The sequence below is a fragment of the Francisella halioticida genome (assembly GCF_002211785.1).
GTDB lineage: Bacteria > Pseudomonadota > Gammaproteobacteria > Francisellales > Francisellaceae > Francisella > Francisella halioticida.
The window spans coordinates 409,031-433,323 of record NZ_CP022132.1 but is presented as its reverse complement, the minus strand read 5'-3'; the positions used below and the strand labels follow the sequence as shown (position 1 = coordinate 433,323).

Sequence of the window (24,293 nt, the reverse complement as noted above, 5' to 3'; positions counted from 1 at the left end):
ATATTAAACACGACGTTTTTTAGGAGGACGACAACCATTATGAGGTAATGAAGTCACATCTGTTATACTTGATACTTTTAAGTTCTTAGCATTTAAAGCCCTAACAGCTGAATCTCTACCTGAACCTGGTCCTTTTACTAAAACATCTACATTTTTAACACCATATTCTAGAGCCATATCAGCTGCTCTTTCTGCTGCAACCTGAGCAGCGAAAGGTGTACTTTTTCTTGAACCTCTAAAGCCGCTACCACCAGAAGTAGCCCAAGATAAAGCATTACCTTGTCTATCTGTGATAGTTACTATAGTGTTATTAAAAGATGAGTAAATATGAGCAACTGCATCAGTAACTACTCTTTTTACTTTTTTCTTTGATGATCTAACAGACTTAGCCATATAATCTACCCTTTAATCTTTATAGTTATAATTGTATTACGCCTTGATTGGCTTTCTTGGACCCTTACGAGTACGAGCATTAGTCTTCGTTCTTTGCCCTCTTACAGGAAGGCTACGACGATGTCTTCTACCTCTAAAGCAACCTAAGTCCATAAGTCTTTTTATGTCCATAGAAACTTCACGACGCAGGTCACCTTCTATAGTATATTTAGCAACCTCTGTTCTTAAGGCTTCAACTTGCTCATCTGTTAATTCTTTGATTTTAACAGTTGGATCTAGTTTACAAGATTCACATATTTGTTGTGCTCTTGTTTTACCTATTCCATAAATTGAAGTTAATCCTATTACTGCATGTTTATGAACAGGAATATTAACACCAGCTATACGAGCCATCTAATTCACTCCTAAATAATTATTCTTAATTTATTTGCTACCATAGCAATTAGTAACTTGCTAGGATAACTTTTAAAAAACAAATAATCAAGCTTTATTTAATTTGCTTGACTGATTAACCTTGTCTTTGCTTATGTCTAGGGTCTGTACATATCACGCGAACAACTCTGTTACGCTTGATAACTTTACAGTTCCTACACATTTTTTTAACTGAAGCTCTAACTTTCATTATATTTCTCCAAAAATATTTCTCTATTTTCTCTTACCACTAAGATTTGCTTTTTTCAGTAAAGAATCATATTGTGTTGACATCATATGTGATCTAACTTGAGCCATAAAGTCCATCATCACAACTACAACAATTAGTAAAGATGTTCCACCGAACGTAAATGATAAACCTTGTGCAAAGAATTTCACTACAAATATCGGTAACAAACATATAGCTGTAATATATAATGAACCAACTAAAGTTAATCTTGTCATAACTGCATCTATATACTTAGCTGTTTGCTCACCAGGTCTTACACCTGAAATATAAGCACCAGACTTTTTTAAGTTATCTGCTGTTTCTTTGGGATTAAATACTAATGAAGTATAAAAGAAACAGAAAAATATAATAGTCGCAGCAAACACTACTGTGTAAACTATACTGCCTGGCTGTAATATTTCAGCAACATCAGCTAACCAACCTAGTGAATTGTAATTAGATAACCAACCAATCAACACACCTGGTACCATTAATATAGATGAAGCAAAAATAGCTGGAATTACACCTGCCATATTTAGCTTTAAAGGCAAATGACTTGTTTGGGCAGCAAACATTTTTCTACCCTGTTGTCTTTTTGCATAGTTCACAGTAATTTTTCTTTGAGCACTTTCCATAAATACTACAAATGCTATCACTAACAAAAGAAGTATTAAAAGTACCCAAACAGATAAATATGATATTACATGCTGGTTTGCCTGAGATAGAGTGTTTGATATTTCAAATGGAAGATTTGCAATGATACCCGAAAAAATTAGTAGTGAAATACCGTTTCCTACACCTCTTTCCGTGATTTGCTCACCCAACCACATCAAAAACATACTACCTGTAGTAACTGAAACAATAGTTGTTAAATAAAATAACGGCATATTGTTTGTAGTTACTAAACCATCTTGATGCAATACAAATGCAACAATACCAAATGATTGCACTACAGCTAAAGCAAGAGTAAAATATCTTGTATACTGAGTGATTTTTTTCTGACCTGATTCACCTTCTTTCTTCAGCTCTATAAATTTTGGATATACAGCTGATAGCATTTGAAAGACGATAGATGCAGAAATATAAGGCATCACACCCAAAGCAAAGATACTCATTTGAGTAAGAGCGCCACCAGAGAACATATTAAACATACTCATCAAACCATTTGTAGATGAGTGTTGATTTGAAATAATTTGAACTAATTTTGTAGGATCAATATTTGGAATAGGAATATATACACCTAATCTAAATACCAATATAGCAACAACTACAAAAATTAGTCGTGATTTTAATTCACCTGTTGTACCAGAAGCACTATTAAACTTTGACATATCTTTAATCTTACTCTACTTTACCACCAGCTTTTTCGATAGCTTCTTTAGCACCTTTAGTGCAAGCTATACCTTTTAGGTTAACAGCTTTTTGGATTTCACCACTAGCTATTACTTTTGCTGTTTTAATATCTTTTCTAATAAGACCAAGATCTTTCAAAGTATCCAATGTTACTTCGTCAGCAGCAACATGATTTAATTCATGAAGTCTGATCTCAGCAACAAACCTTTTAGACGCAGAAGTGAAACCAAATTTTGGCAATCTTCTTTGTAAAGGCATTTGACCACCCTCAAAACCTACCTTATGGTAACCACCTGAACGTGCTTTTTGACCTTTGTGACCCTTACCAGAAGTCTTGCCTAAACCACTTCCTATACCACGACCAAGCCTTTTTGGAGCGCTTTTTGAGCCAGCAGCAGGAGCAATTGTATTTAATTTCATTTGATACTACCCCTCTATCTTAACCATATAATATATTTTATTAGCCATACCACGATTCTCTGGAGTATCTAATACTTCAACTGTGTGGTTGATTTTTCTTAAACCCAAACCTCTAGCAGATGCTATATGATTTTGTTTGCGACCTATCAGGCTTTTTACTAAAGTAACTTTAAATGTTTTAGCTTGAGTCATTTTTTAATTACCCCTGAATCTCTTCAACAGAAAGACCTCTTTTATCAGCGATCTGTTCTGGTGATTTAATTTTAGCCAAACCTGCAATTGTTGCTCTAACAACGTTTACAGGATTTGTTGAGCCATATGTTTTTGCTAAAACGTTATGTACACCAACAGCTTCAAACACAGAACGCATAGCACCACCAGCAATAATACCAGTACCAGCAGATGCAGGCTGCATATATACTTTTGAAGCGCCATGATTAGACATAGTAGCATACCATAACGTATCGTCATTAAGATTTACTGATACCATGTTTTTCTTAGCATTTTCCATAGCTTTTTGGATAGCAACAGGCACTTCTCTTGATTTACCTCTTCCAACACCAATTCTACCTTTACCGTCACCTACAACAGTTAGTGCGGCAAAGCTCATGATTCTACCACCTTTAACTGTCTTAGAGTGTCTTTTAACACTAACTAACTTTTCAATCAGCTCTTCGTTCTTTTTTACTTCATTAGACATAATGAATAATCATCCATATTTTATTTATTAAAACTGTAGACCATGTTCTCTAGCAGCTTCCGCTAAAGCTTTTACACGTCCATGATATTTATATCCAGATCTATCAAAAGCAACTAGCTCGATACCTTTGTCTTTACATCTATTAGCGATAACTTCACCAACAATTGTAGCAGACTCAACATTACCAGTATATTTGCATTTTGCTTTAACATCTTTCTCTACAGTAGACGCAGAAGCTAATACAGTAGAACCATCACCAGAAATTACTTGAGCATATACATGCTTAGGTGTTCTATAAACACAAAGTCTAGTATGCCCTAATTCTCTTAGTTTAATTCTAGTACGCTTACTACGATTTAAACGAGCAGTTTTTTTATCCATAATAATACTTCCTTTACTAACTACTTCTTCTTAGCTTCTTTCTTAGCTACATATTCGTTTTCATAACGAACACCTTTACCTTTATAAGGCTCAGGCTTTCTGTAGTCTCTAATTTCAGCTGCTACTTTACCCAAAAGCTCTTTGTCAGCACTTTTGAGAACGATTTCTGTAGGAGCTGGAGTCTCTGCAGTTACACCTTGTGGTAAAGCATAAACAACAGGGTGAGAAAATCCTAATGTAAGATTCAATTCACTACCTTGGACTTTAGCACGGTAACCTACACCTATAATCTTCAGTTTTCTTTCAAAACCTTTGCTTACACCTTCAACCATGTTGTTTAAGATCGCTCTAGCTGTACCAGATTGAGCAACTGCATTTTTACTATTGTTATTAGGTGCAATAGTTGCCTCATTATCAACAACATTAAAAGTCACATCAGTAGAAAAAGTCTTATTTAAAGTAGCCTTAGCTCCCTTAACTTCTACTTGATTACCAGCAGCAACATTAACTGTAACACCACTTGGTATAGCAACAGGTTTTTTACCTATTCTTGACATATCAAATCTCCTTGCTAACTTAAGCTACGTAACCAATTACTTCGCCACCAACACCAAGAGCTCTTGCCTTTCTATCACTTACTAAACCTTTAGAAGTAGAGATAATCGCAACACCAAAACCACCATATACACTTGGTAGCTCTTCGTGCGACTTATATATTCTCAAACTAGGTCTAGAAACTCTTTTGATCATTTCGATCGCAGGAGCACCAGAATGATACTTAAGCTCAATTTCTATAGAAGGATGACCTATTGAAGTTGTACCTTTAGCACAGCCTTTAACGTAGCCTTCTTTAACTAAGAAGTTTGCGATTTCCATTTTCATCTTTGAAAATGGTACAGAAACAGTTTCTTTATCTGAAGAAAAACCATTTCTGATTCTTGTAAACATATCCGCTATAGGATCTTGCATACTCATAACTTAAAATTCCTTATTACCAACTAGCTTTCTTCAAACCAGGAATATCTCCTGCCATTGCATACTCTCTAAGCTTATTACGACATAAGCCAAATTTTCTGTATACAGCATGTGGCCTACCTGTAACTTTACATCTTCTTTGTACTCTAGAAGCTGAAGAGTTTACTGGTAGTTTTTGCAGTTTAATTTGAGCTTCCCATACTTGTTCTTCAGTAGAGTTTACATCAAGAATAATAGCCTTAAGCTCAGCTCTTTTTTGAGCATATTTAGCTACTAATTTTTCTCTCTTTAGTTCTCTCTGAATCATTGATTTCTTCGCCATTTAAAACCCCAATTTAGATTAAGACTTAAAAGGAAAACCAAATGCTTTAAGCAAAGCTCTTCCTTGATTATCGTTTTTAGCTGTAGTAGTTATCGAAATATCTAAACCTCTGATTGAGTCAACTTTATCATAATCAATCTCAGGGAAAGAAATCTGCTCTCTCATACCCAAGCTATAGTTTCCTCTACCATCAAAAGACTTAGCACTTAAACCCCTAAAATCTCTGATTCTAGGAATAGCAATTGTTATAAGTCTATCTAAAAATTCGTACATACGCTCACCACGTAAAGTAACTTTACAACCGATTGGCCATCCATCACGGATTTTAAAACCAGCAATTGATTTTTTAGACTTAGTAACAACAGGCTTTTGACCAGCAATAGCTGTCAAATCATTTAATGCAAAAGTCATAATTTTCTTGTCTTTTGCAGCATCACCTACACCCATATTAAGAGTAATTTTCTCAATACCTGGAACTTCCATTATATTATCTACTTCAAGCTCATTCTTTAACTTAGCAACAAGCTCTTTTCGATAATGATCCTTTAATCTTGCCATAAAAACTTAGTCCTATAAGTCTACAAGCTCGCCATTAGATTTAAAGTAGCGAACCTTTTTCTCATCAACAAACTTATAACCCACTCTATCAGCTTTTTCTGTAGTTGGGTTAAAGATAGCAACGTTAGATGCATCTACAGGAAGCTCTTTTTCAACAACTCCACCTTCAACACCTTTATTTGGATTAGGCTTAACATGTTTCTTAACAACATTAATACCTTCCACTAAAACCAAAGAATCACCATTAGCGAATGACTTAACAACGCCTCTGCGACCCTTATCTTTACCAGCGACAACAATTACATCATCACCTTTTTTTAATCTATTCATTACTTACACCTCAATAAATAACTATAATACTTCTGGTGCTAAAGATACAATCTTCATAAACTTCTCAGTACGAAGTTCCCTTGTTACAGGACCAAAGATACGAGTTCCTATTGGTTGACCGTTAGCATTTAGAAGCACAGCAGCATTGCCGTCAAAACGAACCTTAGAACCATCTTTTCTGCGCACACCTTTAGCTGTTCTCACAACTACAGCATTATATACAGATCCTTTCTTAGCTTTACCTCTTGGAGCAGCTTCTTTCACAGTTACTTTTATAACATCACCAATAGATGCGTATCTGCGATGAGAGCCCCCCAAAACTTTTATACACTCAACTCTCTTAGCGCCACTATTATCGGCAACTTGGAGTTCTGTTTGCATTTGAATCATACAAATAACCCTTATTTATTATTAGATAAGACTGCTTGTGCATTTTTGCAGTCCGATAAATATACCAATAAACAAAAATAAAATCAAATTTATTATTTTTCTCTATGGATAATATCTACTAAACACCACTTCTTAGTTTTTGAGTATGGCTTAGTTTCCTTGAACTTAATAACATCGCCCTGCTTACATTCACTTTTCTCATCATGAACATAATACTTAGTAGTTTTCTTAACAAACTTACCATATAAAGGGTGCTTAACGTATCTTTCGGCTCTTACTACTACAGTCTTATCCATAGCAACGCTAGAAACTTTACCTTCTAACAATCTAATTTTATCGCTCATCTTTTACGGCACCTATTTATTCTTTTCTGATATTATTGTATTTATACGAGCAATATCTCTTTTAGCACTTTTGAATAAGTGATTCTTTTTTAATTGCCCTGTACCTTTTTGCATACGAAGAGAAAATAATTGTTGCAATAACTCAATTTTCGCTTCTTGCAATTGGTCAATACTTTTACCTCTATAATCTTTTAAAGTATCATTTCTTTTCATTACATCACCTGCTTTTCAACAAAAGTTGTCTGCACTGGCATCTTAGCCGCTGCTCTTGCAAAAGCTTCACGAGCTAACTCTTCTTTAACACCAGTAATCTCATATAGTACACGTCCTGGTTGAATTTGAGCAACCCAATATTCAACTGAACCCTTACCTTTACCCATACGAACTTCAAGAGGCTTTTCTGTAATAGGCTTATCCGGAAATATTCTAATCCAAACCTGACCACCACGCTTAATATGACGAGTAATAGCCCTTCTGCCTGCCTCTATTTGTCTAGCAGTGATTCTACCTCTAGATGTTGCTTGAAGACCAAACTCACCAAAGCTTACTTTATTACCTCTGTGAGCTAAGCCTCTATTACGCATCTTCTGCTGTTTACGAAACTTTGTACGCTTAGGCTGTAACATTATCTCGCTCCTTTTCTATTGTTATTTTTCTTCTGCTGCTCTAATTGACCAGGAAGAATCTCACCCTTATAGATCCAAACCTTAACACCGATAATGCCGTAAGTAGTCAAAGCTGATGCTGTAGAGTAATCCACATCTGCCCTAAATGTTTGCAGAGGTACACGACCATCTCTAGCCCATTCAGAACGAGCAATCTCAGCACCACCTAAACGGCCACTAACCATAATCTTGATACCTTTAGCACCAGACTTCATAGCACCTTGCATAGCTTTTTTCATAGCTCTTCTGAACATTACTCTCTTTTCTAACTGCTGAGCAACGTTATCTGCAACTAATTTAGCATCTATTTCAGGCTTACGGATTTCTTCAATGTTTATCTGGACAGGAATACCCATCAACTTATTAACTTCTGCACGAAGTTTTTCAACATCTTCACCTTTCTTACCAATTACAATACCAGGTCTTGCCGTGTGAATTGTAATTTTAGCATTTTGTGCAGGTCTCTCAATCTGAATCTTACTAACCGCTGCTGAAGCAAGTTTTTTATGCAAAAACTCTCTAACCTTAATGTCTTCATTAAGCTTAATAGCGTAGTCAGAAGAGTCAGCATACCAAGTTGAGTTATGCTCTTTTACTATGCCTAATCGAATTCCATTAGGATTTACTTTTTGACCCATTTTTACTACACCTCTTAATTTTTCTCAGCAACTTTCACAGTAATATGTGAAGTTCTTTTTAAAATACGATTACCACGACCTTTTGCTCTAGCTTCAAAACGCTTCAAAGTAGGACCTTCATCTACGAATACAGTTGAAACAAACAAAGAATCAACATCCATACCATCATTATGCTCAGCATTTGCAACAGCAGAGTTCAAAACATCTTTTATTAAAACTGCTGCTTTATTGTTACTAAAAGTCAAAAGATTAACAGCTTTCTCTACAGGTAAACCCCTGATTTGATCAGCAACCAATCTACATTTTTGAGCTGAAATTCTTGCAAATTTCAATTTAGCTTGTACTTCCATGTAATATAACCCCAACTATTTCTTCTTAGCTTTTTTATCAGCTGCATGACCACGATAGTTACGAGTTATTGCAAACTCTCCTAACTTATGACCAACCATTTCTTCAGTCATAAGAACAGGCACATGTTGCTTACCGTTATGTACAGCTATAGTTAAACCTATCATATCTGGCACAATCAATGATCTTCTTGACCATGTTTTGATTGGCTTCTTAGAATTACTTTCTTGCGCTTCAAAAACCTTCTTTAAAAGATGATGATCTACAAAAGGTCCTTTTTTTAATGAACGAGACACAACCCTCTCCCTAATTACTTACGTTTTTGAACAATCAACTTATTAGAGCGCTTATTTTTACGCGTCTTATAACCTTTAGTTGGCACACCCCAAGGTGAGACAGGATCTCTACCACCAGAAGTACGACCTTCACCACCACCATGCGGGTGATCTACTGGGTTCATTGCAACACCTCTAACTGTAGGTCTTACACCTCTCCAACGCTTAGCACCAGCTTTACCTAAAGATTTTAAGTTATGCTCAGAATTAGATACTACACCAATAACCGCTCTACAATCCAAAAGCACTCTTCTCATCTCACCTGATCTTAAACGAATAATTGCATACGCATTATCCTTACCAACCAATTGAGCAAAAGTACCAGCACTTCTGATCATTTGCGCACCTTTTTTAGGCTTCATCTCGATATTATGAATAACTGTACCTAGAGGAATATTTCTAAGTGGCATACTGTTACCAACAGCGACATCAACTCTTTCTCCAGAAACTATAGACATATCTTTCTTTAGTCCTTTAGGAGCAATAATGTATCTTCTTTCACCATCAGCATATAAAACTAAAGCAATATTTGCACTACGATTAGGATCGTACTCGATTCTCTCAACCTTAGCTGTGATATCATCTTTATTTCTTTTGAAATCAACTACACGATAATGTTGTTTATGTCCACCACCTTGATGACGAACTGTAATTCTACCAGTATTATTTCTACCAGCTTTTTTACTTTTAGCTTCCACCAAACCTTTAAATGGCTTACCTGTATGTAATTCTGTATTCTTTACGCTCACTACGTGGCGACGGCCAGGTGAAGTAGGTTTAGCTTTTTTTATTTCAATCATGATTATAAACCTTCTTTATAATTACTCTGCACCAATAAAATTGATATCATGTCCTTCAGCAAGCTTCACATAAGCTTTTTTCCAAGCTTTTGTTCTACCTTCAACACGACCAAATCTACGCGCCTTACCCTTAACATTAAGGATATTTACAAACTCAACTTTAACTTCAAAAAGCTGCTCAATAGCACTTTTTACATCTTGTTTGCTTGCAAATCTAGCAACTTCAAACACGATTGTTGAATTTGCATCTGAAAGACCATAAGTTTTATCAGAAACATGAGGTCTTATCACAGTTTTTAATAATTTTTCTTGAGAACTCATACCAACTTCTCCTCTATTTCTTTTATAGCTTTTTTAGTGAAAACAATGTTTTCAAAGCATACTAAAGAAACCGGATTAATTTCCACAGAATCACACACTGCTACATTCTTAAGGTTTCTAGAAGATAAGTATAGATTCTCACTAAATTCTTCTACACCAACAACAAAAAGCACATCATTAACTCCTAAAGAATCAACAACTAATTTAAACTCTTTTGTCTTTGGAGTTTCTAACTTTAATTCTTCAACTACAGTCATTCTATTTGATCTTAATAGCTCAGATAAAATAGACTTTATAGCGCCTGAATACATTTTGCGATTAACTTTTTGCTTATAACTTTTGGGCTTAGCAGCAAATGTTACACCACCTTTTCTAAAGATAGGAGAACGGATAGTACCAGCTCTTGCTCTACCTGTACCTTTCTGCCTCCAAGGCTTAGCTCCACCACCAGACACTTCAGATCTAGTTTTTTGAGCCTTTGTTCCTTGACGAGCACCTGCCATATAAGCAACAACAACCTGGTGAATTAGAGCTTCATTATAGTCTGTTGCAAAAATACCTTCTGCAACATCTACTACACCAGCCTCTGCACCAGCTAAAGATTTCATATTTAAGTCCACAACAATCTCCGGTATTTAATATTTATCTACTAACTTTTAACAGCTGGAGTAACAATAATATTGCCACCAACTGAGCCTGGAATACCGCCTTTTAAAAGCAACAAACCATTTTCCACGTCCACTTTCACAACCTCAAGAGACTGAATGGTAACATTCTCATTACCCATATGACCAGCCATCTTCTTGTTCTTAAACACTCTACCTGGAGTCTGGTTTTGACCAGTAGAACCATGAGCTCTATGAGAAAGTGAGTTACCATGAGTTGCATCTTGCATAGCAAAGTTATGGCGCTTAACACCACCTTGAAAGCCTTTACCTTTAGATACACCCCTTACATCCACCTTTTGACCTGCTTCAAATATGTTAGCATCAACAGATGAGCCAACTTCATATTCAGAAACATTATCTATAGCGAATTCCCACAATCCTCTACCAGGCTCAACACCAGCTTTCGCATAGTGACCAGCTGTAGGCTTGTTTACATTTGAACGCTTCTTGAAACCAGTAGTTACTTGTATAGCATTATAACCATCCGCCTCAGTAGTTTTAACTTGAGCAACTTTGTTAGGCTCAACTTGAACTACTGTTACAGGAATAGAAACACCATCTTCAGTAAAAATACGAGTCATACCACATTTGCGACCAACCAATCCTAAAGACATTATTTAATCCTCTATTATTATTATTATATTAACTCTGTGATTACGATTGACCACAGAGACCTAATTTAATTACTTTTTGAGTTTTCCCCAAAAAAGTAACGTATATATTAGCTCAAACTGATCTGAACATCAACACCTGATGCCAAATCTAGCTTCATTAAAGCATCTACAGTTTTATCTGTAGGCTCTACAATATCAATCAATCTCTTGTGAGTTCTGATTTCATACTGATCTCTTGCTTTCTTATTTACATGAGGAGAAATAAGAATTGTAAACTTTTCTTTACGTACTGGTAAAGGAATAGGTCCTTTAACCTGAGCCCCTGTTTTCTTAGCCGTATCAACAATTTCTTGAGTTGAAACATCAATAAGCTTATGATCAAAGGCTTTTAATCTTATTCTAATACGTTGATTATTTATAGCCATTTTAATTATATCCTTTTCTTAATTATGAGTTACGTGATTTAATAATTTCATCAGCAATATTATTTGGTACTTCAGCATACTTACTAAATTCCATAGAGAAAGATGCCCTACCTTGACTCATTGAGCGAACGTTAGTAGCATAACCAAACATCTCAGCCAATGGAACTAAAGCATTAATAACTCTACCACTAGGGTTCTCATCCATACCTTCGATAATACCTCTTCTTCTGTTTAGGTCTCCCATAACATCACCAAGATAGTCCTCTGGAGTAACAACTTCAACCTTCATGATTGGCTCAAGTATACAAGCATTAGCTTTCTTAGCACCTTCTTTTAACGCCATAGATGCTGCAATCTTAAACGCCATCTCAGAAGAGTCAACATCATGATATGAACCATCATATAAAGTTGCCTTAACCCCAATCATTGGATAACCTGCAAGCACACCGTTAGTCATTTGCTCCTCAATACCTTTAGCTACAGAGCTAATGTATTCTTTAGGTACCACACCACCTACAATTTCATCAACGAATTCAAATATCTTATCGGTACCGTCTTCATTTTTAGCAGATAGCGGCTCAAACTTAACAACTACATGGCCATACTGACCACGACCACCTGATTGACGAACAAACTTACTGTCCTGATCAACCGTTGATCTAATGGTTTCTCTGTAAGCAACTTGAGGATTACCTACATTAGCTTCCACCTTAAATTCACGTCTCATACGATCAACAATGATGTCCAAATGAAGCTCACCCATACCTGAAATAATAGTTTGCCCACTTTCTTCATCAGTTTTAACTCTAAACGATGGATCTTCCGCCGCAAGCTTACCTAAAGCGATACCCATCTTTTCTTGATCCGCTTTAGTTTTAGGTTCAACAGCAACCGAAATCACTGGCTCCGGGAACTCCATTCTTTCAAGAATAACTATATCATCAGTGTCACATAAAGTATCACCCGTAGTCACAGATTTAAGACCTATACAAGCTGCAATATCACCCGCACGTATTTCTTTAATCTCTTCGCGCTTATTGGCATGCATCTGTACAATACGACCTATACGCTCTTTTTTACCTTTAACAGAATTATATACTGCATCACCAGATTTAATAACACCAGAATACACTCTTATAAAGGTTAAGTTACCTACAAAAGGGTCTGTAGCAAGCTTGAACGCTAAAGCTGCAAATGGTTCATCGTCAGATGAAGGACGTGAAGCTTCTTCACCATCTTCAGTCTCACATTTAATTGCCTCAACCTGGTTAGGAGCTGGCAAGTAACGAATGACACCATCCAAAACAGCTTGAACACCTTTGTTTTTAAATGCTGAACCACAAAAAGCAAGTACAATCTCATTATTAAGAACTCTTGTACGAAGACCTTCATGGATTTCATCTTCGGTAAGTTCATCACCTTCAAGATATTTTTCCATAAACTCTTCTGAAGACTCAGCTGCCGCTTCTATCATCTCCATACGAAGCTCTTCTGCTCTATCTTGAAGGTCCGCAGGAATATCAACAAGATCATAGGTAAGCCCCATATCTTCTTCATTCCACATAATAGCTTTCATCTTGACAAGATCAACAACACCTTTAAAGTCCTCTTCAGCACCAATATTCAATTGCACAGGAACTACCGTAGCTTTAAGACGAGTCTTGATTTGATCAACAACTCTTTCAAAATCAGCACCAGCTCTATCCATTTTGTTCACAAAAACAATTCTTGGAACTCCATACCTGTTAGCTTGACGCCATACAGTCTCTGATTGAGGCTCAACACCTGAAGAACCGCAGAAAACCACAACAGCACCATCAAGCACACGTAAAGAACGCTCCACCTCAATAGTAAAGTCAACATGACCAGGAGTATCAATAATATTAATACGGTGCTCTGGAAACTGCTGATCCATACCAGACCAGAAAGTAGTCGTAGCAGCAGAAGTAATTGTAATACCTCTTTCTTGCTCTTGCTCCATCCAATCCATAGTAGCAGCACCATCATGCACCTCACCAATCTTATGAGAAAGGCCAGTGTAGAATAAGATACGTTCTGTAGTAGTTGTCTTACCTGCATCAACGTGAGCACAGATACCAATATTTCTATATTTTTCTAAAGCTGTCTTACGAGACATATTACTATTCTCCTATTACCATCTAAAGTGAGCAAACGCTTTGTTTGCTTCAGCCATCTTATGAGTATCTTCTCTCTTCTTGACAGCAGCACCTCTACCATCCACAGCTTCTAAGAGTTCAGCGGCAACCCTATCACCCATAGTATTTTCTTTTCTCTTACGCGCGGCATCGATAATCCATCTCATACCCAAAGTTTGGCGACGCTCAGGCCTAACTTCCACAGGAACCTGATATGTAGCACCACCAACACGGCGAGACTTAACCTCTACCATAGGACTAACACTTTCTAATGCGCCTTCAAAAACCTCAACTTCATTAGCAGAAGCATCTTTTTCTTTAATTTTATCAAATGCACCATATACAATATTTTCTGCTATAGATTTTTTACCATCTAGCATTATATGGTTCACAAATTTAGCAACAACCTGACTCTTATATTTAGGATCAGGTAAAATATCTCTTTTAGGAGCTCTATTTCTTCTAGACATTTCTACACCTTTTTCAAATGTTAATTTTTAAACACAAACTAAGACTTAGGACGCTTCGTACCATACTTAGAACGACCGTGCTTACGATTATTAACACCTGAAGTATCTAAAGCACCCCTAACGATGTGGTAACGCACACCTGGCAAATCCTTAACCCTACCACCTCTAATAAGCACAACACTGTGCTCTTGCAGGTTATGACCTTCACCACCAATGTAGCTCGTTACCTCAAAACCACTCGTTAATCTCACACGAGCTACTTTTCTAAGTGCTGAGTTAGGCTTTTTAGGAGTCGTTGTATAAACTCTTGTACAAACACCTCTTCTTTGAGGACAAGCCTTCAACGCAGGAACCTTAGACTTAACAACCGATCTCTTGCGAGGATTGTTCACCAACTGATTTATAGTTGCCATTAGTTATTATTCTCCGTTTTTTATCAGTTTTTGATTTAAATAATTTCAAATGCTAGACAAAGGCAGTGCCCATGCAAAAATAGCACTAGGCAACAATAATAACAAAAAAGCAAAAAAAAGAAAAGAAAAAATTATTTATTAGAATTTCCAAAAACTGACTTAAATGCGACATACAGATAATTACACATTGAATAAACTGTTAATACAACAGCAACATACAACATTAAAAATCCTAAAAATATAAACCAAGTATTGAAACTTGCATAATCGATAGATTTCCTAAAATCTATTGCTGGTTTAATTAAAAATATAAATAGGGCAGCCATTTGAGCGGTAGTTTTAACCTTACCCCAGATACCAACTTTAACAACACTACGTTGACCTAGTTCAGCCATCCACTCACGCAAAGCAGAAACTAAGATCTCACGACAAATCATTATGATTGCAGGTATTGTAGCCCACCAGTAAGGATACATTTCAACAAACAAACAAAGTGCTGTAGCTACAATAAGCTTATCAGCAACAGGATCCAAAAAAGCACCTAACTTACTTGTTTGCTCCCACTTACGTGCCAAATAACCATCTAACCAATCAGTAGTTGCTCCCAATAAAAATAAAGTAGCCGTAATACCATGATGATGCGGAAAATCAAAATAATAACAAATAACAATAAAAGGAATTAAACCTAAACGTCCAAAAGTTAAAATGTTAGGAATATTAAAGAACATAAAACTAAACTCCTGTATGTCCAAAGCCGCCAACGGCCCTAACTGTTTCTTCTGAAAACTCCTCAACAACATTAAAAGTTGCTTGAACAACAGGCACAATTATAAGCTGAGCAAACCTCATTAAAGGCTCTATTTCTATAATATCTTGTGAACGATTAAAGCAAGAAACTTTTAACTCGCCCTGATAATCAGAATCTATAAGGCCTGTGCCATTACCAAGCACCAAACCTTTTTTATGTGCCAACCCCGATCTTGGTAAAATCATCGCAGCATATTTAAGATCTGCAATATTGATAGCTATACCAGTACCTATAAGCTTACATTCACCAGGATTCAAAAGTACACTCTTAGAAATACATGCTTTCAAATCAACAGCTGCCGAACCTTCTGTTTCATACTTAGGCAATTCTTTAATAATTTCTTTATTCAAAAACTTAAGCTCAATATTCACAAATACTCCCTATAAAATAAACACACCAGTAAGATAACCTAGCAATACAAATACTGGTAAAGTAGGCATATAACCATCCAATCTATCAAGAACACCCCCATGTCCAGGTAAAATATTACCACTATCCTTGACGCCAGCTATGCGCTTCATCATACTCTCAAACACATCCCCAACAACAGACAACACTGCAACAAGAGCTGATATTAACACCATACAAACATACTCTAAAGGACTCAATCCCATATATAAAAGAAATATTATAGCCATCACAATAGCACAAACTATCCCACCAAGAAGGCCTTCCACTGTTTTATTTGGACTCAACCTAGGAAGCATCTTGCGTTTACCAACAGCCTTACCAGTAAAATACGCTCCACTATCAGCAGCAGCTATAACTAGTATAAACATGAATATCCATGCAACACCATTACTATGCAGTATATACAAACAAGCTGCAAAAGGAGCTATGGTAAATAGTCCCATAGTGAGCACCTGATTAGATGAAATAGCGTCTATCTTTTCACGCTCGTACTGGCATAACTTAAATATTGCATACAACCAAAATATAGGAAAGACATATTGTAGATAAACAAAAAACTCAGAAACAACAAAAACTACAACCGCAAATACCACAAGATACTTAATAATAGAATCTTGATCAACTTTTGCCAACCTTAACCACTCATACGCAGACAGTATAGCGACAAAAAAAACACCTACTCCAAACAAATACTCAGATGCATATAGTAAAAAACCAAACACTACTACTACGAGCACAACACCCGTTATAATTCTTTCTTTCATAAATCCCTCTTAATCAAATCTGCTCACCGCTCTTACCAAATCGTCTTTGGCGAGAATAAAAATACTCTACAGCCCCACTCAACTCTTTCTTAGAAAAGTCTGGCCACATAACATCCGTAAAATACATTTCTGCATACGCAAGTTGCCATAACATAAAATCACTTAGACGAACCTCTCCACTTGTACGAACAAGTAAGTCCACAGGCACATCACTAGCAACCAAATACCCTTCAAACATTTGCTCAGTTATATCATCTGGCGAAATTCCCTGACTTTGAGCATCACTAACCAAAGATTTAACAGCCTCTACAATATCCCATCTACCAGCATAATCAACAGCCAATCTCAGCTCTAGACCAGTATTTTGGTTTGTTAAAGATTCTGTTTCCGTAATGATATCTAGAAGCTTTGATGAAAGTCTTGTTTTATCACCGATAACTTTCAAAGATATATTATTTTTATGTAATTTAGGCGCCTTATCTTTTAGCGTTTTACAAAAAAGATCCATTAAACCTTCAACTTCCTGGGCTGGTCTCAACCAATTATCTCTACCAAAGGCAAAAAGTGTTAAAATTTCGATATTATTTTCGGCACAATACTCTATCGAAGCATCTACACTAGAGATAGCATTTTTATGTCCAAAAATTCTTGGCTTAAATCTACTTTTAGCCCACCTACCATTACCATCCATAATTATGGCAATATGTCTAAGAGTATTTTTCTTAGCCGAAATCATAATTAATTAGAATAAAATTAAATTAGATAAATAATAAGAAAGAATAGTAAGAATTACAAGAGCTAAGGCGTCAATATCTATCAAACACTACAAAACTGACTCAATGCAACTCTTAATTATTTTAATAATTTGCATCATACCTTCAGCGTAGCCACTAGTATCAACTTTTTCAGATGCAGTACGCTTCGCTATAACCATACAAATACAACTAGCATCCAAACCAAAAACCGAACACACTGTTAAAAGAGCTGAAGATTCCATTTCTAAGTTTAGCACATTTAATTTTCTCCACTCAGAAACTGAATTCTTAAAATAATTCCTAACATATCCATTATAACTATCAAACCTCTCTTGACCAGGGAAAAACGTATCTGATGATCCTGTAACACCTACATGAACTTTCACATTTAAGCTATTAGCGGCCTCAAACAATCCCGAATTAAGCTTAAAACTAGCAACAGCTGGATATTCAATTGGTGCATAATGCATAGATGCCCCATCAAGACGAACTGATGCAGTTGTCAATATTAAATCTCCAATATTTATGTGCTCCTGAATAGTTCCACATGTCCCAACACGAATAAATTTCTTAATACCAATCATTGCTAATTCTTCAACCCCTATAGCAACTGATGGCCCTCCCATACCAGTTGACACAACTAACACTTTTTTGTCACCAACCGTACATAAATGTGAAGCATACTCTCTATTGCATGCAAGAAATTTATTCTGTGCATCTAGCATATCTGCAAGATACTTAACTCTACCTGGATCTCCAGGAAGTATTGCGATATCAGCACCCTCTATCATTTGTTGGCTCAATTTAATATGGTATAGAACCTCATTCACAGCTGCTTGTCTATTTTCAATGTTATTATTTGACACTTAAGCTTCCCAAGTATTAACTGATACAAACATAATAGTATTTGAATAATAAAAAAACAAGAACCCACTCACTAAGAAATCAACGTTTTGAATTCACACACAAATTATCCAAAAATAAAAGAATATATCATACTTAGCGATTTAAATAGACCCAACAAGGCTATCAAATCTTGAAAACTAGGTTAATCCAAAAGCAGAAGAGAATCACATAAAGAAGCAGTAAATAAATCTGGATTAGTTAGTGATTAAACTTCCATTAAGTCTTGTTCTTTCTTAGCCGCTAACGCGTCAGCCTGAGCAATTATTTTATCAGTAATTTTCTGAATATTATCTTCTGCTCTTTTTGCTTCATCTTCTGTTATTTCTTTTTCTTTAAGAAGTTCTTTAATATCGTTATTAGCATCACGACGAATGTTTCTAATATAAATTCTACCATTTTCTGTCTCAGACTTAACTAACTTAACCAACTCTCTTCTTCTCTCTTCATTTAGTGCAGGCATAGGCACTCTTAAAGAATCTCCTAAGTTAGTTGGATTAAGACCAAGATCAGAGGTAATAATTGCTTTCTCAATTTGACCAGAAAGACCCTTTTCCCAAGGGGTAATACCCAAAGTTCTAGCATCTAAGACCGTAACATTAGCCACCTGAATAATTGATGTAGCTGACCCATAATAATCTATAGTAACATGGGTCAAAATATCAGGGTGTGCACGCCCTGTTCTAATTTTAGCTAAATCATTAGCCAAAACATCCAGAGACTTATTCATTCTGCTTTCAGCATCTTTTAGAATCTCATTTATCATAAAAAATAATCCTTTTAAAAAAATTAGTCTAGAGTAACCCAAGTACCATGTTTTGAATCAATTACAGCATCAACTAAAGCATTAGATTGAGTCAAATCAAACACATATATTGGAATACCAAAATCTCTACATTGAGTAAAAGCTCCCAAATCCATAACGCTTAGCTCTTTAGCAACCACCTCTGAAAAAGTAATCTTCTCAAAACGCTTAGCATCTGAATATTTATTTGGATCTTTATCATACACACCATCAATAGTTGTAGCTTTTAGCAAAGCATCTGCATTAATTTCTACAGCTCTTAAACTAGCTGTAGTGTCAGTAGTTACAAATGGATTACCTGTACCGCCTGCAAAAAGCAAAACCTTACCAGCAGCTAGTGACTGATTAAACTCATATGCACTAGCCACTTTAAGCAAACCATCAATACCCTTAGCTGAAAAAACATCTACATCCACCTTCTCACTAATAAGCATATCACGCAAAGCTAAAGCATTAATCATAGTAGCAATCATACCCATTGAATCTGCAGTAGCTCGTTTAATTTTGTCACCAAAATTAGCTCTACCACCACGCAAAATATTACCACCACCAACAACTATAGCTATTTCAACACCTTGTTCAATAAGGGCTTTAATTTGATCTACGATAGGCTTTGCAGACTCAACATTTATACCAAAACCATGATCTACAGATAAAGACTCTCCACTTAACTTAAGAAGAATTCTCTTAAGTTTTGGAGATTTTTGAGAATATTCTGACGAATCGTTAGACATATATCAACCTTTAATTTGGTTCATCACCTCTGCTGCGAAGTCTTCTTCTTTCTTTTCAATACCTTCACCAACATCTAGACGAATGAAGCTAATTACTTTCGCGCCCTTGTCTTTAATAAGCTTTTCAACTTGGATGCTTGGATCTTTAACGAAAGCTTGACCAGTTAAGCTAACTTCGCCAGTAAACTTCTTCATACGACCCACAACCATTTTTTCTGCAATCTCTTTTGGCTTACCAGATTGAATAGCAATCTCAACTTGGATAGATTTCTCTTTCTCTACAACATCTGCAGGAACATCTTCAGGATGAATATACTGAGGATTAGCTGCTGTTACATGCATAGCGATATCTTTAGCAAGATCTTCATCACCACCTTCTAAAGCAGCAACCACACCAATTCTACCACCATGAACGTACGCACCTAAATTATTAGCTTCTGTAGTTTTAACTCTACGAACTTGAATGTTTTCACCAATCTTAGCAACTAAAGCTTTCCTAGCCTCTTCAACAGTTTCACCCGTTGATATCTTAGCTTCCAAAACTTCTTCGATAGTTTTTGCATTAGCAGCATGAGCAGCTTTCACAGTCTCTTTTACAAATGCTTTAAAGCTGTCATCTCTAGCAACGAAATCAGTTTCTGAATTGATTTCAAGCAATACAGCTCTACCGTCAGCAGCATAAGCTTCGACAACACCTTCAGCTGCAACACGAGAAGCCTTTTTATCAGCTTTTGCTTGACCAGAGATTCTCATCTCTTCAGCAGCCTTTTCAATATCACCTTCAGCAGCAACTAGAGCCTTCTTACACTCCATCATACCTGCTCCAGTTCTTTCTCTAAGTTCCTTTACTAATTTAGCAGAAATTTTTGACATTACTTTAGCTCCTATTTGTCTTCTTGTGCTTCTGTAGCTTCATCAGCCTTTGCTTCAATTGCTCTATCTAAACCTTGAGCATCAGTTATAGCGTCAGCAAACTTCTTCATATAGAAAGATATAGACTTAACTGCATCGTCATTACCTGGAATTATATAATCTATATTTTCTGGGTTTGAGTTTGTGTCTACTATTGATACGACTTTAATACCTAGCTTCTTAGCTTCTTGAATAGCAATATGCTCTTTGTTGCTATCAATAACAACAATAGCATCAGGAATACCACCCATTTCTTTAATACCACCAAGAACTTTTTCTAACTTCTCAATAGTTCTTAGGTTCTGAAGCATTTCTTTTTTAGTTAAAGATCCAAAAGTACCATCTTCTTTCATCTTTTCTAACTGAGCTAATTTTTTTATAGATTGTCTAACAGTTTTGTAGTTAGTAAGCATACCACCTAACCATCTGTGACTTACAAACGGCATACCGCATCTTTTAGCTTCAGTTTCTATGATATCTTGAGCTTGTCTCTTAGTACCAACAAAAAGAACTTTACCACCATTCGCAACAGTTTTACCAACAAAGTTAACAGCATCTTGAAAAAGAGGAACTGTTTTTTCTAAGTTGATGATATGTACACCATGGTTAATTCCAAAAATGTAATCACTCATTTGAGGATTCCAGAAAGCTTTTTTGTGTCCGAAGTGAACACCTGCAGATAACATTTCTTTCATTAAAGACATTTTATTAATCCTTATTATTTGGGTTATATCTAACATCTCAAACTAGCTTAAATATCACAAAAGACACCCTTTAAGCTAGCATTAATTATTAAGATGTATGATCTATTAATTAAACATTTCGCTCACACATATAAGGTGTAAGCCGAGAGATTCTACCACACTTGATTTATAAATTACAAAGGGTATTTTATCTTTCTTTTAGGTGCTACAATATCTTAGAAATGACTTAATAAAATAATAATATGATTTCATTAATAGTCGCATATGACAAAAATCTTGGTATTGGTAAAGAAAACTCTCTGGCATGGAAACTATCAGAAGACCTTAAAAATTTTAAAAAAATTACAGAGAATAACTATATTGCAATGGGTAGAAAAACTTTTGAATCAATTGGTCATCCCCTTCCAAATAGGAAAAATATCATCTTAACTAGAGATAAAAAATACAAACAAGATAAATGCCTAATAATAAATAATACCCAAGATATTTTAAATTTCGCCAAATCAAAACCTCATTATGAAATTTTTATAATAGGTGGAGCACAAATTTACAAAGAATTCTTAGAGCATGCCACTAGATTATATATAACTGAGGTTGACACAAGAATGAATGCTCTTGATGCATTTTTTCCACAATGGAATAAATCAAAATACAAACGCATTGGCTATAAAGAATACGAAAAAGATGATAAAAATGAGTTTAATTTTACTTTTAGCGTTTTTGAAAAAAAACTATGATAAAACAATTTAATAGAACTTCAATATCTAATAATGTATATTTATAACCATAAGAAAGCCTGCGGGAAAAAGAAATGTTCACCCAATCTTCAGACACAATTTTAATGGTAGATCCTGAGTATTTTGCAACTACCACATATGCAACAGATATTGATAATAAATCGTTTAGGAAAGAAGTTAAATTCAAAGGCAATGCCATCCAGCTTCTTGCTAAGGAAGAATTCTATGAAATGGTTAACTATATTAGATCTCACAATATAAAAGTCATCACAATGAAGTCGCCCAAAGGTGCCTCTGATGCGGTATTTGCAAATGACTGGCTTTCAACACACATTATAAATGGGGAACCTTACGTCTTTGTTTACCCTATGTACGCAGAAAGTCGTAGGTGTGAAGTACAAGTAGAAGAGCTATTAAAAACGTTAAAAATCAATACGGGTATCAAATACAAAGTCGAAGATTTTCGTGGCGATTATAGCAGAGCTCTCGAAGGTAATGCAGCTCTAGTATTTGACAATTCTTCTAAAAAAGTTTTTTTATCTAAGTCTTGTCGCGCTGACGAAACACTCGCAAAACAAGTTGCTGACAAACTTGGTTTTGAGCTAATCTATTTCACAAGTTATGATCATACCGACAACCCAGTATTTCAAACGACTCAGATACTAAGTATAGGAGAAAAATTAATATTTGTCTGCTTGGAGTCAATTAAGTGTGAAAAAGAGCGAGAAATGGTAATTAATGCCTTAAGTGAATCAGGTAAAATTATCATTGACATTTCGGTTGGTCAAATCTTATTACGCTGCTGCAACACTCTTGAAGTCAAAAACAAACAAGGCACCAGCTATTTAATACTATCATCAATGGCTGATATGGGATTTACTAAAGAACAAAAAGAAATTATTGACCAACATTGCACCCGGCTTCCATGCCATGTAAAAACTATAGAAGATGTTGGTGGAGGCACAGCTAGATGCATGGTTGCTGAAATACTAAGGGTGTAATCCAAACAAAAGAGTCCAACTTAAATAATTATCCTAACCCTAACGTCAGAAACATGCCTAAGTTTTACTAAAAACACCTATCACTTTCAAATATGCTAACCAATAAACTCATGCACCACCTGAAGTAGCTTATCGGGTTCTTCAATGTATGGAAGATGACCTACATTTTTAAATTTAAAATATTTTGAATTGGGCATTAATTCAAAAAGATTCCTTATATTTTTTTCATAAAAAATAATATCTTTTTTACTTCCCACTATTAAAGCTGGTGTTCTAACAGTCTTAATCCATCCTGTAGAATCAAAATTATCGACTGCACTTCGCTGATTCTTAAATCCTATTAAAGTAAATGGATGTGGTTTTTTTGCTATTGTTTCAATAATCTTATCTACATTAAGTTCATTTGACAAAAAGCTATCTGAATAAGCCCAGGGTAGAAACAATTTAGCTAAGATTTCTGGCGCTATAGTATCATTATTTAAAAGTGCATAAAAAGCTTGCATAAACAAACTATAATGTTTTGTAATTTTTGTTGCGGAATTTAATATAATGATATTCTCACATAATTCTGAATAATCATGTGCTAGTTGCTGCACAATGAAGCCTCCCATCGAATAGCCTATAAAACTTGCTTTTTCTATATTTAGATAATCACAAAGATTTTTAACATCTTTAGCTAACTGTTCCATAGAATATTCTTGATCTGGACAATCCGTCTGACCTGAACCTCTATTATCAAACAATATTATCTTATATTTCAAGGCAAGCTTATCTGCAAATTTACCCCACGTAATATGATCAGCGCCAAAACCACTAATCAAAACAAGAGGATAACCCTCGCCTCTTATTTCATAATATATATTTATATCATTAACTTTTACTTTAGGCATTTTCTTTATCCTAGCTGTTAAGTAGCAAAACATATAAAATATATTATATAGGAAAACAAAAGCGCCAGATACAAATCAGAACAGACAGGTATAAAAATAAATTTGGTATTCCGTAAGAGAATTCTCTCCCTGCTCTTTAGTGATTAATTATACCTCAGACCAGTTTGTTACTTTATGTTCTGCTTAGATACATACCAACTCTTGAATTTA

At 35.5% G+C, this 24,293-nt stretch carries 40 protein-coding genes; 2 read left to right on the top strand and 38 right to left on the bottom strand.

Annotated elements, in window-relative coordinates:
* Positions 1-3: 3 nt before the first annotated feature.
* The 37 genes from rpsK to rpsB form a co-directional block, all read right to left on the bottom strand.
* Entirely contained in the window at positions 4-393 is a 390-nt protein-coding gene (rpsK, locus tag CDV26_RS02390) for a 30S ribosomal protein S11 (RefSeq protein ID WP_088771940.1), read from the bottom strand.
* A 36-nt stretch (positions 394-429) separates the two neighbouring features.
* Positions 430-786 carry a 30S ribosomal protein S13 gene (gene rpsM, locus CDV26_RS02385; RefSeq protein WP_088771939.1) on the bottom strand — a complete coding sequence of 119 codons (357 nt, stop codon included), beginning with the start codon at positions 784-786 and terminating at the stop codon, positions 430-432.
* Positions 787-901: 115 nt separating this feature from the next.
* The gene (gene rpmJ, locus CDV26_RS02380) at positions 902-1,015 is read right to left on the bottom strand and encodes a 50S ribosomal protein L36 (RefSeq protein ID WP_003017816.1); all 114 of its coding nucleotides are present in this window, start codon (positions 1,013-1,015) and stop codon (positions 902-904) included.
* A gap of 23 nt (positions 1,016-1,038) precedes the next feature.
* Complete coding sequence (gene secY / locus CDV26_RS02375; RefSeq protein WP_088771938.1) at positions 1,039-2,364, bottom strand: preprotein translocase subunit SecY; 1,326 nt, start codon at positions 2,362-2,364, stop codon at positions 1,039-1,041.
* Between the two features lie 10 nt (positions 2,365-2,374).
* The gene (gene rplO / locus CDV26_RS02370) at positions 2,375-2,806 is read right to left on the bottom strand and encodes a 50S ribosomal protein L15 (RefSeq protein ID WP_088771937.1); all 432 of its coding nucleotides are present in this window, start codon (positions 2,804-2,806) and stop codon (positions 2,375-2,377) included.
* A 6-nt stretch (positions 2,807-2,812) separates the two neighbouring features.
* Complete coding sequence (rpmD, locus tag CDV26_RS02365) at positions 2,813-2,998, bottom strand: 50S ribosomal protein L30 (protein WP_040010112.1); 186 nt, start codon at positions 2,996-2,998, stop codon at positions 2,813-2,815.
* A gap of 7 nt (positions 2,999-3,005) precedes the next feature.
* Positions 3,006-3,506 (bottom strand): 30S ribosomal protein S5, encoded by a 501-nt coding sequence (gene rpsE / locus CDV26_RS02360; protein WP_088771936.1) that lies wholly within the window; start codon positions 3,504-3,506, stop codon positions 3,006-3,008.
* Between the two features lie 27 nt (positions 3,507-3,533).
* A complete protein-coding gene (gene rplR, locus CDV26_RS02355; protein ID WP_088771935.1) occupies positions 3,534-3,887 on the bottom strand; it encodes a 50S ribosomal protein L18 in 354 nt (117 codons plus the stop codon).
* A 20-nt stretch (positions 3,888-3,907) separates the two neighbouring features.
* The gene (rplF, locus tag CDV26_RS02350) at positions 3,908-4,444 is read right to left on the bottom strand and encodes a 50S ribosomal protein L6 (protein ID WP_088771934.1); all 537 of its coding nucleotides are present in this window, start codon (positions 4,442-4,444) and stop codon (positions 3,908-3,910) included.
* 19 nt (positions 4,445-4,463) lie between these two features.
* The gene (gene rpsH, locus CDV26_RS02345) at positions 4,464-4,862 is read right to left on the bottom strand and encodes a 30S ribosomal protein S8 (RefSeq protein ID WP_088771933.1); all 399 of its coding nucleotides are present in this window, start codon (positions 4,860-4,862) and stop codon (positions 4,464-4,466) included.
* A gap of 16 nt (positions 4,863-4,878) precedes the next feature.
* Positions 4,879-5,184 (bottom strand): 30S ribosomal protein S14, encoded by a 306-nt coding sequence (gene rpsN / locus CDV26_RS02340; protein WP_088771932.1) that lies wholly within the window; start codon positions 5,182-5,184, stop codon positions 4,879-4,881.
* A gap of 18 nt (positions 5,185-5,202) precedes the next feature.
* Positions 5,203-5,742: a 50S ribosomal protein L5 gene (rplE, locus tag CDV26_RS02335; RefSeq protein ID WP_088771931.1), complete on the bottom strand. Its 540-nt coding sequence runs from the start codon at positions 5,740-5,742 to the stop codon at positions 5,203-5,205.
* A gap of 12 nt (positions 5,743-5,754) precedes the next feature.
* Entirely contained in the window at positions 5,755-6,072 is a 318-nt protein-coding gene (rplX, locus tag CDV26_RS02330; protein WP_088771930.1) for a 50S ribosomal protein L24, read from the bottom strand.
* Positions 6,073-6,093: 21 nt separating this feature from the next.
* Positions 6,094-6,462 (bottom strand): 50S ribosomal protein L14, encoded by a 369-nt coding sequence (rplN, locus tag CDV26_RS02325; protein WP_013922026.1) that lies wholly within the window; start codon positions 6,460-6,462, stop codon positions 6,094-6,096.
* Between the two features lie 92 nt (positions 6,463-6,554).
* Positions 6,555-6,806: a 30S ribosomal protein S17 gene (rpsQ, locus tag CDV26_RS02320; RefSeq protein WP_088771929.1), complete on the bottom strand. Its 252-nt coding sequence runs from the start codon at positions 6,804-6,806 to the stop codon at positions 6,555-6,557.
* 12 nt (positions 6,807-6,818) lie between these two features.
* Positions 6,819-7,019: a 50S ribosomal protein L29 gene (gene rpmC, locus CDV26_RS02315; protein ID WP_072711271.1), complete on the bottom strand. Its 201-nt coding sequence runs from the start codon at positions 7,017-7,019 to the stop codon at positions 6,819-6,821.
* A complete protein-coding gene (gene rplP / locus CDV26_RS02310; RefSeq protein WP_088771928.1) occupies positions 7,019-7,432 on the bottom strand; it encodes a 50S ribosomal protein L16 in 414 nt (137 codons plus the stop codon). Before rplP ends, rpmC begins: the two co-directional genes overlap by 1 nt.
* Positions 7,432-8,109, bottom strand: a complete 678-nt coding sequence (gene rpsC, locus CDV26_RS02305) for a 30S ribosomal protein S3 (protein ID WP_088771927.1) — start codon at positions 8,107-8,109, stop codon at positions 7,432-7,434. Before rpsC ends, rplP begins: the two co-directional genes overlap by 1 nt.
* Before the next feature lie 14 nt (positions 8,110-8,123).
* Positions 8,124-8,459, bottom strand: coding sequence for a 50S ribosomal protein L22 (rplV, locus tag CDV26_RS02300; RefSeq protein ID WP_088771926.1), 336 nt, complete (start codon positions 8,457-8,459; stop codon positions 8,124-8,126).
* A gap of 15 nt (positions 8,460-8,474) precedes the next feature.
* A complete protein-coding gene (gene rpsS, locus CDV26_RS02295; protein ID WP_088771925.1) occupies positions 8,475-8,753 on the bottom strand; it encodes a 30S ribosomal protein S19 in 279 nt (92 codons plus the stop codon).
* Between the two features lie 14 nt (positions 8,754-8,767).
* Positions 8,768-9,592 carry a 50S ribosomal protein L2 gene (gene rplB, locus CDV26_RS02290; RefSeq protein WP_088771924.1) on the bottom strand — a complete coding sequence of 275 codons (825 nt, stop codon included), beginning with the start codon at positions 9,590-9,592 and terminating at the stop codon, positions 8,768-8,770.
* Positions 9,593-9,613: 21 nt separating this feature from the next.
* On the bottom strand, positions 9,614-9,913 hold the full coding sequence (gene rplW, locus CDV26_RS02285; RefSeq protein WP_088771923.1) for a 50S ribosomal protein L23: 300 nt from the start codon (positions 9,911-9,913) through the stop codon (positions 9,614-9,616).
* Positions 9,910-10,533, bottom strand: a complete 624-nt coding sequence (rplD, locus tag CDV26_RS02280) for a 50S ribosomal protein L4 (RefSeq protein ID WP_088771922.1) — start codon at positions 10,531-10,533, stop codon at positions 9,910-9,912. The genes rplW and rplD overlap by 4 nt, the downstream gene beginning before the upstream one ends.
* A gap of 29 nt (positions 10,534-10,562) precedes the next feature.
* Positions 10,563-11,195: a 50S ribosomal protein L3 gene (gene rplC, locus CDV26_RS02275; protein WP_088771921.1), complete on the bottom strand. Its 633-nt coding sequence runs from the start codon at positions 11,193-11,195 to the stop codon at positions 10,563-10,565.
* A gap of 107 nt (positions 11,196-11,302) precedes the next feature.
* Positions 11,303-11,620, bottom strand: coding sequence for a 30S ribosomal protein S10 (gene rpsJ, locus CDV26_RS02270; RefSeq protein ID WP_088771920.1), 318 nt, complete (start codon positions 11,618-11,620; stop codon positions 11,303-11,305).
* A gap of 22 nt (positions 11,621-11,642) precedes the next feature.
* Complete coding sequence (gene fusA, locus CDV26_RS02265; RefSeq protein ID WP_088771919.1) at positions 11,643-13,757, bottom strand: elongation factor G; 2,115 nt, start codon at positions 13,755-13,757, stop codon at positions 11,643-11,645.
* A 15-nt stretch (positions 13,758-13,772) separates the two neighbouring features.
* Complete coding sequence (rpsG, locus tag CDV26_RS02260) at positions 13,773-14,246, bottom strand: 30S ribosomal protein S7 (protein WP_088771918.1); 474 nt, start codon at positions 14,244-14,246, stop codon at positions 13,773-13,775.
* A 38-nt stretch (positions 14,247-14,284) separates the two neighbouring features.
* Positions 14,285-14,659, bottom strand: coding sequence for a 30S ribosomal protein S12 (gene rpsL, locus CDV26_RS02255; RefSeq protein ID WP_003035357.1), 375 nt, complete (start codon positions 14,657-14,659; stop codon positions 14,285-14,287).
* 131 nt (positions 14,660-14,790) lie between these two features.
* Positions 14,791-15,387 carry a CDP-diacylglycerol--glycerol-3-phosphate 3-phosphatidyltransferase gene (gene pgsA / locus CDV26_RS02250; protein ID WP_088771917.1) on the bottom strand — a complete coding sequence of 199 codons (597 nt, stop codon included), beginning with the start codon at positions 15,385-15,387 and terminating at the stop codon, positions 14,791-14,793.
* Positions 15,388-15,391: 4 nt separating this feature from the next.
* Entirely contained in the window at positions 15,392-15,838 is a 447-nt protein-coding gene (gene dut / locus CDV26_RS02245) for a dUTP diphosphatase (RefSeq protein WP_088771916.1), read from the bottom strand.
* Between the two features lie 9 nt (positions 15,839-15,847).
* Complete coding sequence (locus tag CDV26_RS02240) at positions 15,848-16,642, bottom strand: phosphatidate cytidylyltransferase (protein ID WP_088771915.1); 795 nt, start codon at positions 16,640-16,642, stop codon at positions 15,848-15,850.
* A gap of 13 nt (positions 16,643-16,655) precedes the next feature.
* A complete protein-coding gene (gene uppS, locus CDV26_RS02235; protein ID WP_088771914.1) occupies positions 16,656-17,378 on the bottom strand; it encodes a polyprenyl diphosphate synthase in 723 nt (240 codons plus the stop codon).
* A gap of 87 nt (positions 17,379-17,465) precedes the next feature.
* Positions 17,466-18,263 (bottom strand): uridine phosphorylase, encoded by a 798-nt coding sequence (gene udp, locus CDV26_RS02230; RefSeq protein WP_088771913.1) that lies wholly within the window; start codon positions 18,261-18,263, stop codon positions 17,466-17,468.
* A gap of 245 nt (positions 18,264-18,508) precedes the next feature.
* Entirely contained in the window at positions 18,509-19,066 is a 558-nt protein-coding gene (gene frr / locus CDV26_RS02225; RefSeq protein ID WP_088771912.1) for a ribosome recycling factor, read from the bottom strand.
* 23 nt (positions 19,067-19,089) lie between these two features.
* Positions 19,090-19,839 carry a UMP kinase gene (pyrH, locus tag CDV26_RS02220; RefSeq protein WP_088771911.1) on the bottom strand — a complete coding sequence of 250 codons (750 nt, stop codon included), beginning with the start codon at positions 19,837-19,839 and terminating at the stop codon, positions 19,090-19,092.
* A 3-nt stretch (positions 19,840-19,842) separates the two neighbouring features.
* The gene (gene tsf, locus CDV26_RS02215; RefSeq protein ID WP_088771910.1) at positions 19,843-20,712 is read right to left on the bottom strand and encodes a translation elongation factor Ts; all 870 of its coding nucleotides are present in this window, start codon (positions 20,710-20,712) and stop codon (positions 19,843-19,845) included.
* A gap of 11 nt (positions 20,713-20,723) precedes the next feature.
* Positions 20,724-21,455 carry a 30S ribosomal protein S2 gene (rpsB, locus tag CDV26_RS02210; protein WP_088771909.1) on the bottom strand — a complete coding sequence of 244 codons (732 nt, stop codon included), beginning with the start codon at positions 21,453-21,455 and terminating at the stop codon, positions 20,724-20,726.
* Between the two features lie 242 nt (positions 21,456-21,697).
* On the opposite strand from rpsB, the gene CDV26_RS02205 reads away from it, so the two are divergent.
* Together CDV26_RS02205 and CDV26_RS02200 are read left to right on the top strand one after the other, a co-directional pair.
* Positions 21,698-22,192, top strand: a complete 495-nt coding sequence (locus CDV26_RS02205) for a dihydrofolate reductase (RefSeq protein ID WP_088771908.1) — start codon at positions 21,698-21,700, stop codon at positions 22,190-22,192.
* A 74-nt stretch (positions 22,193-22,266) separates the two neighbouring features.
* Positions 22,267-23,193 carry an arginine deiminase-related protein gene (locus CDV26_RS02200; protein ID WP_088771907.1) on the top strand — a complete coding sequence of 309 codons (927 nt, stop codon included), beginning with the start codon at positions 22,267-22,269 and terminating at the stop codon, positions 23,191-23,193.
* A 95-nt stretch (positions 23,194-23,288) separates the two neighbouring features.
* On the opposite strand, the gene CDV26_RS02195 is transcribed toward CDV26_RS02200, so the two are convergent.
* Positions 23,289-24,083, bottom strand: a complete 795-nt coding sequence (locus CDV26_RS02195; RefSeq protein WP_157671385.1) for an alpha/beta fold hydrolase — start codon at positions 24,081-24,083, stop codon at positions 23,289-23,291.
* Positions 24,084-24,293: the final 210 nt, after the last annotated feature.

Coding starts and splice junctions, on each gene's coding strand:
- rpsK (WP_088771940.1), bottom strand. CDS start 393: ATGGCTAAGTCTGTTAGATCATCAAAGAAAAAAGTAAAAAGAGTAGTT.
- rpsM (WP_088771939.1), bottom strand. CDS start 786: ATGGCTCGTATAGCTGGTGTTAATATTCCTGTTCATAAACATGCAGTA.
- rpmJ (WP_003017816.1), bottom strand. CDS start 1,015: ATGAAAGTTAGAGCTTCAGTTAAAAAAATGTGTAGGAACTGTAAAGTT.
- secY (WP_088771938.1), bottom strand. CDS start 2,364: ATGTCAAAGTTTAATAGTGCTTCTGGTACAACAGGTGAATTAAAATCA.
- rplO (WP_088771937.1), bottom strand. CDS start 2,806: ATGAAATTAAATACAATTGCTCCTGCTGCTGGCTCAAAAAGCGCTCCA.
- rpmD (WP_040010112.1), bottom strand. CDS start 2,998: ATGACTCAAGCTAAAACATTTAAAGTTACTTTAGTAAAAAGCCTGATA.
- rpsE (WP_088771936.1), bottom strand. CDS start 3,506: ATGTCTAATGAAGTAAAAAAGAACGAAGAGCTGATTGAAAAGTTAGTT.
- rplR (WP_088771935.1), bottom strand. CDS start 3,887: ATGGATAAAAAAACTGCTCGTTTAAATCGTAGTAAGCGTACTAGAATT.
- rplF (WP_088771934.1), bottom strand. CDS start 4,444: ATGTCAAGAATAGGTAAAAAACCTGTTGCTATACCAAGTGGTGTTACA.
- rpsH (WP_088771933.1), bottom strand. CDS start 4,862: ATGAGTATGCAAGATCCTATAGCGGATATGTTTACAAGAATCAGAAAT.
- rpsN (WP_088771932.1), bottom strand. CDS start 5,184: ATGGCGAAGAAATCAATGATTCAGAGAGAACTAAAGAGAGAAAAATTA.
- rplE (WP_088771931.1), bottom strand. CDS start 5,742: ATGGCAAGATTAAAGGATCATTATCGAAAAGAGCTTGTTGCTAAGTTA.
- rplX (WP_088771930.1), bottom strand. CDS start 6,072: ATGAATAGATTAAAAAAAGGTGATGATGTAATTGTTGTCGCTGGTAAA.
- rplN (WP_013922026.1), bottom strand. CDS start 6,462: ATGATTCAAATGCAAACAGAACTCCAAGTTGCCGATAATAGTGGCGCT.
- rpsQ (WP_088771929.1), bottom strand. CDS start 6,806: ATGAGCGATAAAATTAGATTGTTAGAAGGTAAAGTTTCTAGCGTTGCT.
- rpmC (WP_072711271.1), bottom strand. CDS start 7,019: ATGAAAAGAAATGATACTTTAAAAGATTATAGAGGTAAAAGTATTGAC.
- rplP (WP_088771928.1), bottom strand. CDS start 7,432: ATGTTACAGCCTAAGCGTACAAAGTTTCGTAAACAGCAGAAGATGCGT.
- rpsC (WP_088771927.1), bottom strand. CDS start 8,109: ATGGGTCAAAAAGTAAATCCTAATGGAATTCGATTAGGCATAGTAAAA.
- rplV (WP_088771926.1), bottom strand. CDS start 8,459: ATGGAAGTACAAGCTAAATTGAAATTTGCAAGAATTTCAGCTCAAAAA.
- rplB (WP_088771924.1), bottom strand. CDS start 9,592: ATGATTGAAATAAAAAAAGCTAAACCTACTTCACCTGGCCGTCGCCAC.
- rplW (WP_088771923.1), bottom strand. CDS start 9,913: ATGAGTTCTCAAGAAAAATTATTAAAAACTGTGATAAGACCTCATGTT.
- rplC (WP_088771921.1), bottom strand. CDS start 11,195: ATGTCTTTAGGATTGGTTGGTCGCAAATGTGGTATGACTCGTATTTTT.
- rpsJ (WP_088771920.1), bottom strand. CDS start 11,620: ATGGCTATAAATAATCAACGTATTAGAATAAGATTAAAAGCCTTTGAT.
- fusA (WP_088771919.1), bottom strand. CDS start 13,757: ATGTCTCGTAAGACAGCTTTAGAAAAATATAGAAATATTGGTATCTGT.
- rpsG (WP_088771918.1), bottom strand. CDS start 14,246: ATGTCTAGAAGAAATAGAGCTCCTAAAAGAGATATTTTACCTGATCCT.
- rpsL (WP_003035357.1), bottom strand. CDS start 14,659: ATGGCAACTATAAATCAGTTGGTGAACAATCCTCGCAAGAGATCGGTT.
- pgsA (WP_088771917.1), bottom strand. CDS start 15,387: ATGTTCTTTAATATTCCTAACATTTTAACTTTTGGACGTTTAGGTTTA.
- CDV26_RS02240 (WP_088771915.1), bottom strand. CDS start 16,642: ATGAAAGAAAGAATTATAACGGGTGTTGTGCTCGTAGTAGTAGTGTTT.
- uppS (WP_088771914.1), bottom strand. CDS start 17,378: ATGATTTCGGCTAAGAAAAATACTCTTAGACATATTGCCATAATTATG.
- frr (WP_088771912.1), bottom strand. CDS start 19,066: ATGATAAATGAGATTCTAAAAGATGCTGAAAGCAGAATGAATAAGTCT.
- pyrH (WP_088771911.1), bottom strand. CDS start 19,839: ATGTCTAACGATTCGTCAGAATATTCTCAAAAATCTCCAAAACTTAAG.
- tsf (WP_088771910.1), bottom strand. CDS start 20,712: ATGTCAAAAATTTCTGCTAAATTAGTAAAGGAACTTAGAGAAAGAACT.
- rpsB (WP_088771909.1), bottom strand. CDS start 21,455: ATGTCTTTAATGAAAGAAATGTTATCTGCAGGTGTTCACTTCGGACAC.
- CDV26_RS02205 (WP_088771908.1), top strand. CDS start 21,698: ATGATTTCATTAATAGTCGCATATGACAAAAATCTTGGTATTGGTAAA.
- CDV26_RS02200 (WP_088771907.1), top strand. CDS start 22,267: ATGTTCACCCAATCTTCAGACACAATTTTAATGGTAGATCCTGAGTAT.
- CDV26_RS02195 (WP_157671385.1), bottom strand. CDS start 24,083: ATGCCTAAAGTAAAAGTTAATGATATAAATATATATTATGAAATAAGA.